The following is a 12062-nucleotide window of genomic DNA, read 5'->3' on the forward strand; positions in this document are numbered from 1 at the left end:
TTTAAAATTTAACTTGTTATCTTTAAAAATTCACCATCACCTACTGCGGAACAGGCAATTCAACATAGGCAAAATACCATTCACCATAATACTTCTTGTTTTCAAAGTGCTTGTAAATTGGTCGAAATCCTTTAGTTTTATAGGGCACATCCGCTGATAAGCTATAAACGCCCATAATCCCTCCGCTGGGCGCTTCAACGATTCCCCAGCCTTCTCTCTGCGTGACTGGGTCTATATATATTTTGCGTAAATAACGCTTGGGCACGGGTAGGCGATTGTCTTTCAGCAACGCTTCCAGATTTGGTGGATATTCTTTTACTACGCCAGGTGTTTGATTGTAATAACTGCCAATCGCCTTCCTGATTACATCGCCTACTTTGAGTAGCTCTTGTTCTCTTTCACGCTTTCTCGCGTCACTCCATTTCGTACTGGCTTGCGTCAATGCAAAGCCAGCAATGACTATGAGCACCAGCAAACCTAGCAATATGAACCCTGTTTGTTTAGGCATGTTTTTACCAGTCTGCATATTGACTCCCATCTGAGGCAATTTCAGTTGCGCCGCTATAGATATCATATAAAGAACCTTTAGCTTCTACATCAGAAGGAGGTACTTGTATCCAAGTCGTCGCGCTTTCAGTAATCGGGTCCTCTGGAATGGCGCGAAGATATTTAAATTGCACTAGCTCTTCTAGCGATTCTGGATACACATTTCTGTCACTGTAGAACTTATCAATCGCATCACGCATTGTGATTAAATCGTGTTTAAGCGTTGTTTCTTTAGATTGGCTAATCACATCAAAATATCTTGGCGCAACAAGGCTTAACAATGTGGCAATAATAGCCAACACGACTAATATTTCGATCAACGTAAAGCCTTTTTTCAAAGCGCTGTTGTTTAGATAGCTAGTTTTAAAAGTGATATTGTTCATTACCATTCGCTATAGGCTTGTTGGTTAATGCCAATTTCATTAGAAAGTGAATGTATGTCATACACATCCTCTCCCGCTTCTGGCGTTTCGAAAGAACTCCTGTAACTGCGATGCGCCCATGTTTCTTCTGCTGACAACTCTGGATCTGTTGCAAACGGATCACGCGGAATACTGCGCATAAAATAGACCTTACGTTTTTTCGGGTCCTGAATGTTTTCAACACCAATCACCAATTGCTGTAAGGATTCTGGATAGCCCGAATCATCAGCAGACTTTTTGATTAAGCCATCATCCGATGCCTGTTTATATGCATCAATCGCATCACGAATCTGCCACAGTGATTTTTTAAGTTCCTGCTCTTTATTTCGTTTGGCGGTTAGCTGCATCAATGGCGCGGCGGCAGAAATCAACATGGCTAATAAAACCAATGAAACCAGCAGTTCAATCAATGTAAATCCAGCCATTTTTTGAGGTTTTTTAAGCATTAAGGATCCTCTTTTATCTTGCTGGAATCCTCATATTCAACTGGCGGTTGCATCAATTGATTGGCAAAACCTTGATCGACTTGGCTGCGCTCATTCTGTATATTTTGCGGTGTTTTGACAGGCACCTCTATTGTTTGACTAGCTGGCGCAGTCGATTCAGCTTGCTTACCAGCGCGACCAGTCGCCCCATGATTAATGCCTGATGGAAAGCTGGTGTAAACCGCATTTGCTGGCGCAATATTGTGCAGAATGCGTGGTGTGATCAGTAACACAATCTCATTTTTGCGTTTATCGTTATTCCTATCGGTAAATAGCCTGCCAATAAATGGCAACTTAGATAAACCAGGTACTTTGTTGGAAATATTCTGGCTATCGTCCCTAAACAAACCTGCCAGTATCTGGGTTTCGCCATTTTTTAATTGCAGTGTGGTATTAGCGTTACGACTACCGATGGTGTAAGCCAATACGCCAGAATCCGTTCTGACTTGGTCAGTCACATTGCTGACTTCTAAGCCGACTTTTATGCTGACTTGATCTTGCAGCAGAATGGTTGGCTCAACATCCAGTTTTATACCAACATCGATATAACTGACTGTTTGCGAAACAAAACCTGTCGCATTTGCCACGCTGGTCAATATTGGTATTTTATCGCCGACGTGAATCTTGGCTTTTACACGATTTTTGACGCGAATCTGAGGATTCGCCAGTAGATTAGTATCGGTATCTTGCTGCAGTAGATTCAATACCAGCGCAGGGTCACTAATGGTAAATACACCCAGACCAGAATTGAAATTCTTAAGCTCTGCAAGTGTTAACCTACCAGGCGTCGGTGTTGTTACACCATTGTTTGTCGAGTTACCTTGTACGCCCAAACCAATCTGCGATGGATAACGTACACCGATATTTTCTAAACTTTTTCGATTGACCTCCATCACCTCAACCTCAAGCATCACTTCCGGCTCAATCATATCTTGAGAAGCGATCAGTTTTTCAGCTACTTGGATCGCTTCAGCAGTGTCGCGCATCACCAATGTGTTCAGTTTTTCATCGATGTAAATATCTTTAGACTTAACCACGGTTTTAATCATATTCATGGCGCGTTTAGCATCCATGCTATTCAAATAAAAACTGCGCACAAACAGCTCTTGATATTCCTGGCTACGGCTCACTGGGTAAATCAGCAAAGTATTGTCGTTCAATATTTTTTTACTTAATTGATTGGTGGTTAAGATGACTTGAATCGCATCTTCAATTGAAATATTGCGCACGAAAATACTGGTTGGTTGATCTGCACTTAACTCTCGATCATATGAAAAATTGATATTGGCTGCCTTGCCAATAAATTCGAATACCGACTTAATCGGCACATTCTTAAATTCTAGCGTGATGGGTTTTTTAAAAGCCGATTTAAGTTGTGGCACCGCATTTATTTTGGCGCTGCGCCTGTTTTCTATTTTTTCGAATAATGCTCTGGCTGGCTCTTGATTTGCATTTTCAGCCAAAATGGCTCTTAACAAATTCTGCGCGGTATCATCATCATTCTTATCAAAAGCAGTCTGCGCGTTCGCCAGCATCATGGCATGGTTTTGCGCTAGATTCAGCTTAATCAAGCCATCTTCTGCGCGTTGATTGTTAGGACTTAACACTAAAATTTGCCTAAAATTTAATTCCGCATCGCCAAATAAACCTTGCTGTACTTGCGTATCGGCGCGCTTAAGCAAGCCCGCTATTTGCAGATCCTGCTGCACTTTCAGCATGCTGCGATATTGCGGATTATCGGGATACAGCTCAGTTAGTTGCTTGAGTTTATTGATTCCCGCTTCCGTATTTCCGCTACTAATTAATTGCCTGGCAGATTCATACTCTGCGCTGCCTTGAATGAAGCTGTCTTGATGGCTATTCAGTGTCGTGCAGCTTGCCATCAATATAGCCGATAGCAAAATAGATGCGTGATTTCTGGTGATTTTTAAAGTTTGAAATAAATATAAACTCAACTTAATGCTCCAATTGGCAACTGCGTATCAATTTTTAATGGTAGATATCTGATTGTCATCATGGGTGGGACAATCGACTTCACCTGCCAAACCTCTTCTAAAATATCGCCCGTTACAACAGAGTAGTTTTTCTCTGCATTCATCAAAAAAACCATGATTTTTCCGTTATCCACAAGCTTCCCCGCAAAGATAAAAGGATTAGCGGGAGGTGTTTCTACTGGCGCTTTTAAGTTTTTCTGGTTCAATTCGGCCTGAGTAACAAATACGGTAAAAATATTTTTAGGCTCATCTGTTAACTCGGGCCGAAGTATTTGCGGCGAAGCCTGAATCTGTTTGATGTGGCTATTTTCAGCACGACTACGCTGTTTTGTTTCAGCACGTGTCGGCACAATCACATCATCATTTTGATTCGTTTTATTATCTTGTTGCGAAACATAAAAACTAGCGGCTAGCGTTAACAGCAGCAGTATCCACAACATATTTTTCTTGATCATTTGCATTTTAATTGGCACTCATTTTTTCAAGCACATTAGCGTTTTTACTGACATACAAATTGAATTGGATATTTGCATCAATCGAATCCCTGCCGATGTCCTCGCGTTTTAATTTAATATCCGCCAGCGCAAGTGTTGGTAGCGCATTCAACACAGCATTGATAAATTGACGGATTTGAATGTAACTACCTTGCGTAGGAAATTTAATTTGAACCTTAATCAATGCGGGCGAATAAGGCTGAGAGGCGTAATCCACCTTATCCGTAGCCAAACCAACCTCCGTCGCGGCATGCAATATTTGCGCTATTTTGTTATTTGCCTCGTTTTGTTTTGGCATCAAACCATTTAATTTGGCAATCACATCTAATTGACTATCAGGTTTAATCTCAACTTTCCCCTTAGCTTTATTCGCTTTTAATTCAACAAAACTAAGGTTAAGCGCATCCATTTTTTTTGTATTTGGCACAAGTACAAATATCAGCAACAAAATACTGATGGCGATAAAAATCAAGCCAAAAATGCCCTGCCAGCCTAATTTCCGTAGCCTGTAATGTAAGCTGTCATGCAATTTTGATTGCTTGCTGAAAACTGGTTTTACCATAGCGCTTCCACCACAAAATGCAGCGCAGGCTGGCCATTAATATCGGCATTTTCTTGCGTAACCAACGCCACGCTTTTAAGCATTTTTTGTTGTGATAAATCGTCGATATAACGCATCATGCTGTCCATATCCATCGCCACGGCGTTAATGCGCAAAACCTGTTTTTTAGTATTCGGTTCGATTGTCATCAGCTTTATGTCTGGACTATCAGTAGCCTCTAATATCTTAAAGATAGAAGTCCAAGGCATAACGATTTCTGAAATCGCCGCATTTACAGCAACCATTTCATCACGCGTTTTTATGCTTTCTTTGTTATTCAGCTTAACTGATGACCTTGGATTTTTTGAGTGCGCTAACTGTTCGATATCGGCTTCTAAACGGTGCGTTTTATTGGTCAGATATTGAATATAAAAAACAGATGTAGCTAACATCAACCCACCGCTAATCAACAGGAACATTGCTGTTGAAGCGCTTTTTTTGCTGGAGAAAGCATGATTTAAGTAAATGGCTTTCATATTTAAACGCGCACTTCCAGCCATTTTTTGACGCTTTTTTCTGATGAATTTATCGTCTGCTCAAAACCGTTTGATTGGATTTTAATCGTTGAAAAATTCGCAATCTTTAAAGTGGGTTGAGCATCAGATTCAGCTTGATAAATAACCACTGGCAGCGTGAAATTAACATTGCAATTGACCATTTCTCGCTGAATTAAAGTCTTAATTTGCTCGCTTAAATGCGTTTCAACGGCAACATTTTTCAATAAGCGCCACAAGCCATTTTCAATTAAAGCAAAACATAAGCGTTCTGACTCAACCACCACAAACCAAAATTCTGTGTTGATTTGCGCTTGGTTAATTTGAGGTAAGCTTTGATTAATAGCCGACATCAAATAAGGTGAAATGCTATTCATTTTTATATTGGCGGTGGCCAAAACTTCATGTAGCGCAGTTAATAATGCGGAATCTATAGCGCTGGCGATTGTTGACTGACCAAATTCAGGCTCACTCATCTGCAGATTCCAAGTCTTTACCGTATCGCCGAATAAGGCGCTGAAGCGGTAGCGCATAAAAGCCTGACGCTCACTTTCTACTGCTAGTTCATCACTCCAAGGGATGATTGCGTATCGCGCGAAGTGGCTGGATATAATCACTTTGGCACTAATACCTTGCTTAACAATCTCTTTCCATTGATTGCTATTTAAGGCATCGGCAATATGATTTTTCAATGCGTGCCATTGATTAGACGGTTCAGATAAATCCACAGTCAGTACTTGTTGCTGTATCACTTGCTGTTTAAATCCTGTGCTGGACTGACGCTTTAACTGCGTCAACAGCAGATATTCCGGATGCACATAAATACGCAGCTCATCGCGCATAAAAGATCTAAACCAGCGAAGTAACACGGTTGATCTCCTGTAAAGTGGTTTCACCACGTTTCACTAATTCCAGCGCCGCTTCACGCATGCTGCGCGTACCATTTTTATGCGCCGCTTCTTTTACTTTACGAATCGGCTCGCGCGTGACGATTAGCTCTCTAATCTCATCGTTAAAACACAATAATTCCGCAATCGCTTTGCGACCTTTGTAACCTGTGCCGTGGCATTGACCACAACCTTGACCTTTTCGGAAACTAAAGCTGGATACTTGCTCTGCAGTTAAACCAGATTTACTGACAAGCTCAACAGCAGGCGTATCTGGCACTGTGCAGTATGCGCAATTGATACGCACCAATCGCTGTGCCAGAATGCCGTTAATCGCAGAAACGAAACTGTAAGGATCGACGCTCATATTAGTGAAACGGCCAATCACATCAAATACGTTATTGGCATGCACGGTGGTTAATACTAAATGCCCCGTCAAAGCAGACTGCACGGCAATTTGTGCGGTTTCTGCATCGCGGATTTCACCGACCATGATCTTGTCTGGATCGTGCCGCAAAATGGAACGCAGCCCGCGCGCAAAAGTTAAGCCTTTTTTCTCACTAACTGGAATCTGCAATACGCCAGGCAATTGATATTCAACAGGATCTTCGATCGTGATGATCTTGTCTTGCCCGTGATTAATCTCTGAGATGATTCCATACAGCGTGGTTGTTTTACCGCTACCAGTCGGCCCAGTGACCAGCAGCATGCCGTAAGGTTCTTCTGCTAATAATCTGAAACGTGCTTTGATGGATTCTTCAAACCCTAACGTTTCCAGACTTAAGCCTTTAGCTTCATCACTCAACGCTTTGCGGTCTAAGATACGCAAAACGGCATCTTCGCCAAACACGCTTGGCATGATTGAAACGCGCATATCTACTTCACGGCCTAATGCCAATACTTTAAAGCGTCCGTCTTGCGGCACGCGTCTTTCGGCGATATCCAATTCAGACATCACTTTTATCCGCGAAATAGCTTGTTCTGCTTGTGCCAAGCCCTGTATGCCGCCTTCTTGACTTAACACACCGTCAATGCGATATTTTATTTTCAAGCCATGCGGATCAGTTTCCATATGGATATCACTGGCACCCGCTTTCAGCGCATCGTATAAAGTAGAACGCACAAACTTGACCACTGGACTGGTATCTTCGCTAATCGACCTTAATGAAATATCCTCTAAACCATTCAGTTCTGTCTTCAACTCTGACTGTTCTGAAGTCAACCCATCTCTAGCACGCATGGATTCTTCATGATGTGCCAGAAACGCCGTCAGATCTTTGTGATGCGTTAGCGCCCAAGTGACGTTATGAATGCTGGCAGAGTGCGCAAATAGCAGATCGACTTTGCCTTGCAAATTCGCATCAAACGGATTCGCACAGACTAAATACAAATCACCCGTATGATTGCGCAATGCCACACAAGCATATTTGCCAGCATTTGCAAAAGACAGCAAGCTAAAATCAGGCTGCATCTCGTAAAGCTGCAATATGCTCAGCGCTGGATAATGCATCAATTGACCAAGCGCGCTCACGAATTCATCCGCAGTCAAACCAGATTGCTCTTCAAGCACATCCAATAAAGCCTGCTTGGTTTGAGTGGCGGTTTTTTTAGCTTGATTGACTTGCTCAATTGTTAGCTTGTTTTGAGTGTTAAGTACATCCTCAAATATGCGGTCATGCTTAATGTCAGATGGCATATTCATTGAATATTCCCCGCTAACTCGAAAATTGGCATATACATCAGCACCACCACTAACCCAACTACCAAGCCAATGACTATCATTAAAATAGGCTCAAGCAACTTGGTAAACCATTCCACCGTACGCGCAATCTCATCATCGTAAAACGCACCGATGCGTTCCATCATTTCGCCCATCTGACCAGTGCGCTCACCCACGCGTAACATGCGGATTGAAATCGCGGTTGTCATACCATGCTGTTCCATTGCGACTGAAATCGGTTTGCCTTCACGCACATCAAAAGTCACTTTATCTAAACTGCTTTTTAACGCGGTTTGTAACAAGGATGACACCATGCCCATTGCCGTTATTAACGGTATTCCGCCGCGTAGTAACATGCCTAAGGTTCTATAGAATCTGGCCAATTGATAGATACGCATCGTCTCGCCAACAGCGGGAATCAGCCATAGTTTTTGGACGAGCGCAGCCCGCACCGCTTGTCGACTTAACACATAAATGAAGGCAATAATGCTCAGCACGAAAATCATGAACACTTCCTTGCCATGCTCCTGCAATAATCGTCCCCAACTCAACAGCAGTTGCGACATCCAGGGCAAATCAGTGCCAGCACTTTCATAAATCGTGCTGAATTTTGGCACCACATATCCGAGTAAAAACAGCACCACCAATCCGCCAACGATAATCAAAAGCACCGGATAAATAGAGGCAGTCACGATTTTTTTACGCACCGCATCAATCTGTAATTGGTAAGCAACGTGCCTTGCCAGCGCTTGCACCATATCGCCCGTGCGTTCGCTTGAGCGAATTAACGCAACATAAAGTGGCGTAAACACTTCCTGCGCACTTTCTAAAGCAGCAGATAACGGCAAACCTTCATACAGCGCGGACATCACTTGGCTCAGAATCGCTTTCGATTCGGGCTGCTGCTCTTTCTCTGCCAGCGCCTCAATTGATTCGACTAGACTTAAACCCGATTCCAATAAGGCCAATAATTCTTGGCTAAACAGCATTAAGTTGAATTTAGACTGCGCTAAATTCAACTTTAAAAATGATGCGCCAAAAACTGAAGCACTGGCGTTTTTTACATTTAGCACGCTGTAGCCTTGCGATTCAGCCTGTTTAAGCGCGTTGGCAGCATCGCTCGCTTCAATATCCAGCAAGCTGATGGTTTCGCCGTGCGCCACTTTTAGTTCAAATTTCATGCAGACTTCTTATTCCCAATTCACAATATCTGCGGCTTCATCATTGCCGCCAGAAGTGCCATCATTGCCAAATGACCATAAATCATATTCGCCGTGGTCGCCCGGAAATTTATATTGATATGCCTTGCCCCACGGGTCATTGGGGGCTTTTTTCTGTAGATACGGTCCCTTCCATTTTTCTTCATCAGCAGGCGCAGTGTTTAGCGCTGCCAGACCATTTTCATTACTGGGGTAATGTCCATTATCTAAACGATATTGATCCAGCGCTTTTGACAAAGAATCCAACTGCGCCCTAGCTGTTTTCACTTCCGACTTGCCAATCTGTGCAAAGTATTTAGGTCCGACATAACCTGCCAATAAACCAATAATCACCATCACCACTAATAGCTCCAACAAGGTAAATCCGTGCTGAGATACTTGTTTTTTTATCGCTCTTTTATTCATTAACTCCACCTTTCATCTTCTACTTTTTAATTTCATTAACACTTAATTCGTTAAGAAAAACTGGTTAATATTTTGCAATTGCGCTTCATTTAAAACGCCTGCAACATGCTTAATGCTCACAATATCGTTCACCAGCACATAGTAAGATTTGCTTAATTTCAGCTTATTTTCGTACAATCTTTGTTGCGCATTTAGCACGTCGATATTGGTTCTAAAGCCGCTATAAAAACTTTTAGAGGTGCCATCTAGCGCGATCTCGCTGGATTTAACGGCTTGCGTGTAGGCTTGCATCGAAAGCAATTCACTTTGCAGATGCTGGTAATATTTTTGGATATTAGTATTAGCATCTCTGGTTTTTTGGTTGAGCTCTTCTCTAGCAGCCTCTACTCTATTCACAGACTGGCGCACACTGGCATTCACAAATCCACCGGCGAACAGCGGTAAATTAAACTGCAAGGCTACTGTTGTCGTATCAAACTGTGAGCCCAAAGTGTTGTTGCTATCGTTTTCGCTGTATGAACGCACACCAACCAGATCAAGCGTTGGCAGATGCCCTGCCTGTTTTTTTTCCACTTCTTGTTGTGCCACTTCCAATGCATATTTGGCTGACAATATTTCAGGGCTATTTTCAATTGCTGTTTTTAGCCAGTCATCCAGCTGTCCAAAATCCTCTTTAATCGTTGCCATTTTTTGTGTATTCAGTTTTGCTAACACTTCAACTTGTAGACCAGTCATATTGCTTAAAGCTAATTTATAAGCCTCTGCACTGTTTTTTGCCTCTAACAGTTCTGCGTGTGCAACGTCCAAAGTAGCTTGCGCTTCACTGATTTCAGTTAAAGTGCCTTCGCCAAATTCAAAGCGCTTGTTTGCCTGACTTAACTGCTGATTAAGCGCAGAAACTTTATTTTGCAGAACCGTAGTTTTTTCTTCTGCGTATAACAGCTCAAAATAGGCACTGGCGATTCTGGTAATCAAAGTAGAAGTTTCCGTTTGCAATACGGCCTCTTTGCCTTTTACATAAGCTTTGGCACCTCTGTATGTGGCCAAAGTTTCTTTATTGAATAATGGCTGTCTAACGGTGAGCGCAAGGTTTTTTGTGTCATATCTTAAATTATCTTCCCTTGCCCCAAATACAGTTTGCGAGACACGATCAGTATCGCCACGGCCATAACTGCCGCCCAATTGTGCTTTCGGTAAGAACAAGGCGCGCGCCTTATTGATTTCTTCTCTATCTGCTTGGGTATCGGCAACCGTGCCTTTGTATTGCGCATCAAAGTTCAGCGCCGCCTGATAAAGGCTGAGCAAGTTATCGGCTGCATGTAATTGTGTCGAAACCAGAATTAACATTACAAAGGAATAGGAAAGTTTGAAGATTGGCATACTGATCTATTCCTCTTTCATCGAGGCAGCGATGCGTTTTGTTAACGGATGCAACAGATAAGTTAACAAAGTACGTTCACCCGTTTTGATCACCACTTGCACAGGCATGCCAGGCTGCAATTTTCGGTCACCAAGCTTTTTCATACCGTCAGGCGTAATTGATACTTTTGCCAGATAGTAGCTAACGCGATCCGCATTTTGCGCATTCTCCGTAATCAAATCTTTTGAGATGGTTTTTACCTTACCTTCAACCAGCAATTGCGGCGTATTGGCAAAGGTAGAAAAACGCACATCCGCATCTTGCCCTGCATGTACTTTATCGATTAAATTAGGCGGGATTTTGGCATCTAAAATCAACGGCTCACCCATTGGCACAATGTCCATTATTTTTTGTCCGGGCTGTATTACCGCGCCTAAAGTATGAATCTGCAATCCGATAACCTGACCTGATGCCGGCGCAACCATTGAGATGCGACCAAGCTCTTCTGATAATGCTTTGAATTTTTCCGCTTCAGACTGCACCGCCAAATTCACTTGTGCCATCTCCGTATCAATCTCTTTTTTTTCTGTCTGCTGCCTGACCATCATGCGCTGATTCAGCTCCAATATCGTTCTTCTGCTACGCGTGATATTGGCTTGTGTATTGGCGATTTGACCAATATTTTGGGCTATTTTTTGTTCCAATTCATTCAGTTGGTTTCTAGGCGCATAACCTTCTTGCACCAAAGGCTTAATGCCATTTAACTGCTCATTTAACAGCGATAATTGTGATTGGTAACTGGTTAACACACCTTCATCACCCGCGATAATCGCGTTCTGACCTTGTATCGATTCCTGTATCGCCATGATTTCTGCGCTTAATACATTTTGTCTGGCTTGCAATAATTGCGATTGATTCATCATGTGTTTTTGCACATAAAAATCGGCTTTGTTATTGATTAAGTCATCATGGAATTGAATATTTTTTGCGCCGACTTTCTCTGCGAGCAAGCGGCTTTCTTGCGCGCGCAATCCCATGTAATGTTGTTTGACTTCTTGGTATCTAGCCTTAATTACCGCGTCATCCAAAGTAAGTAGCACATCGCCAGCCCTAACTTCCTGACCTTCTTTTACGGCGAGCGCCTTAACAATTCCACCACTTAAATGCTGTACGACTTTGTGATTAGATTCCACATTGACAACGCCTTCGGTTGGCACGCCTTCATCCAATGGCGCGAATCCCGCCCACAGTAAAAACCCTGCTAAGCCGAATAGCAATAAAGATAAGCCTATGCGATTAGGCGTTTTATTATTGGCGTAATTGTCCAGATTGCTTGCTGCATCTTTGCTACGCGCATTGGTCTGATTTGAGTTGTTTAAATTTAAATCAGAAAGCTCTAGCGTATTGTGTTGAGAAATAAGTTTCATATTTTTA

General features: G+C 42.5%; 13 protein-coding genes. All 13 read right to left on the bottom strand.

What is annotated here, in order from left to right:
- Window positions 1-40: 40 nt before the first annotated feature.
- The 13 genes from METVE_RS0110760 to METVE_RS0110820 are packed head-to-tail and all read right to left on the bottom strand — an operon-like array spanning window position 41 to window position 12055.
- Window positions 41-526, bottom strand: coding sequence for a hypothetical protein (locus METVE_RS0110760; RefSeq protein WP_020168487.1), 486 nt, complete (start codon window positions 524-526; stop codon window positions 41-43).
- Window positions 513-929 (bottom strand): type II secretion system protein, encoded by a 417-nt coding sequence (locus tag METVE_RS0110765; RefSeq protein ID WP_020168488.1) that lies wholly within the window; start codon window positions 927-929, stop codon window positions 513-515. The genes METVE_RS0110760 and METVE_RS0110765 overlap by 14 nt, the downstream gene beginning before the upstream one ends.
- The gene (locus METVE_RS0110770; RefSeq protein ID WP_020184120.1) at window positions 929-1414 is read right to left on the bottom strand and encodes a type II secretion system protein; all 486 of its coding nucleotides are present in this window, start codon (window positions 1412-1414) and stop codon (window positions 929-931) included. Before METVE_RS0110770 ends, METVE_RS0110765 begins: the two co-directional genes overlap by 1 nt.
- The gene (locus METVE_RS0110775; RefSeq protein ID WP_020168490.1) at window positions 1414-3408 is read right to left on the bottom strand and encodes a secretin and TonB N-terminal domain-containing protein; all 1995 of its coding nucleotides are present in this window, start codon (window positions 3406-3408) and stop codon (window positions 1414-1416) included. Before METVE_RS0110775 ends, METVE_RS0110770 begins: the two co-directional genes overlap by 1 nt.
- Window positions 3405-3908, bottom strand: coding sequence for a hypothetical protein (locus METVE_RS0110780; protein WP_020168491.1), 504 nt, complete (start codon window positions 3906-3908; stop codon window positions 3405-3407). Before METVE_RS0110780 ends, METVE_RS0110775 begins: the two co-directional genes overlap by 4 nt.
- A 1-nt stretch (window position 3909) precedes the next feature.
- Window positions 3910-4503: a type 4a pilus biogenesis protein PilO gene (pilO, locus tag METVE_RS0110785; RefSeq protein ID WP_020168492.1), complete on the bottom strand. Its 594-nt coding sequence runs from the start codon at window positions 4501-4503 to the stop codon at window positions 3910-3912.
- Complete coding sequence (locus METVE_RS0110790) at window positions 4497-5042, bottom strand: hypothetical protein (protein WP_232415315.1); 546 nt, start codon at window positions 5040-5042, stop codon at window positions 4497-4499. The genes pilO and METVE_RS0110790 overlap by 7 nt, the downstream gene beginning before the upstream one ends.
- Window positions 5021-5905 carry a hypothetical protein gene (locus METVE_RS0110795; RefSeq protein WP_232415316.1) on the bottom strand — a complete coding sequence of 295 codons (885 nt, stop codon included), beginning with the start codon at window positions 5903-5905 and terminating at the stop codon, window positions 5021-5023. Before METVE_RS0110795 ends, METVE_RS0110790 begins: the two co-directional genes overlap by 22 nt.
- The gene (locus tag METVE_RS0110800; protein ID WP_020168495.1) at window positions 5886-7625 is read right to left on the bottom strand and encodes a GspE/PulE family protein; all 1740 of its coding nucleotides are present in this window, start codon (window positions 7623-7625) and stop codon (window positions 5886-5888) included. Before METVE_RS0110800 ends, METVE_RS0110795 begins: the two co-directional genes overlap by 20 nt.
- Window positions 7622-8824, bottom strand: a complete 1203-nt coding sequence (locus tag METVE_RS0110805; RefSeq protein ID WP_020168496.1) for a type II secretion system F family protein — start codon at window positions 8822-8824, stop codon at window positions 7622-7624. Before METVE_RS0110805 ends, METVE_RS0110800 begins: the two co-directional genes overlap by 4 nt.
- Before the next feature lie 9 nt (window positions 8825-8833).
- Window positions 8834-9268, bottom strand: coding sequence for a type II secretion system major pseudopilin GspG (gene gspG / locus METVE_RS0110810; protein WP_020168497.1), 435 nt, complete (start codon window positions 9266-9268; stop codon window positions 8834-8836).
- A 42-nt stretch (window positions 9269-9310) separates the two neighbouring features.
- The gene (locus METVE_RS0110815) at window positions 9311-10648 is read right to left on the bottom strand and encodes a TolC family outer membrane protein (RefSeq protein WP_232415317.1); all 1338 of its coding nucleotides are present in this window, start codon (window positions 10646-10648) and stop codon (window positions 9311-9313) included.
- Window positions 10649-10654: 6 nt separating this feature from the next.
- Window positions 10655-12055, bottom strand: coding sequence for an HlyD family type I secretion periplasmic adaptor subunit (locus METVE_RS0110820; RefSeq protein WP_020168499.1), 1401 nt, complete (start codon window positions 12053-12055; stop codon window positions 10655-10657).
- Window positions 12056-12062: the final 7 nt, after the last annotated feature.

Origin of the sequence: Methylotenera versatilis 79 (genome assembly GCF_000384375.1) — a bacterium.
GTDB lineage: Bacteria > Pseudomonadota > Gammaproteobacteria > Burkholderiales > Methylophilaceae > Methylotenera_A > Methylotenera_A versatilis_B.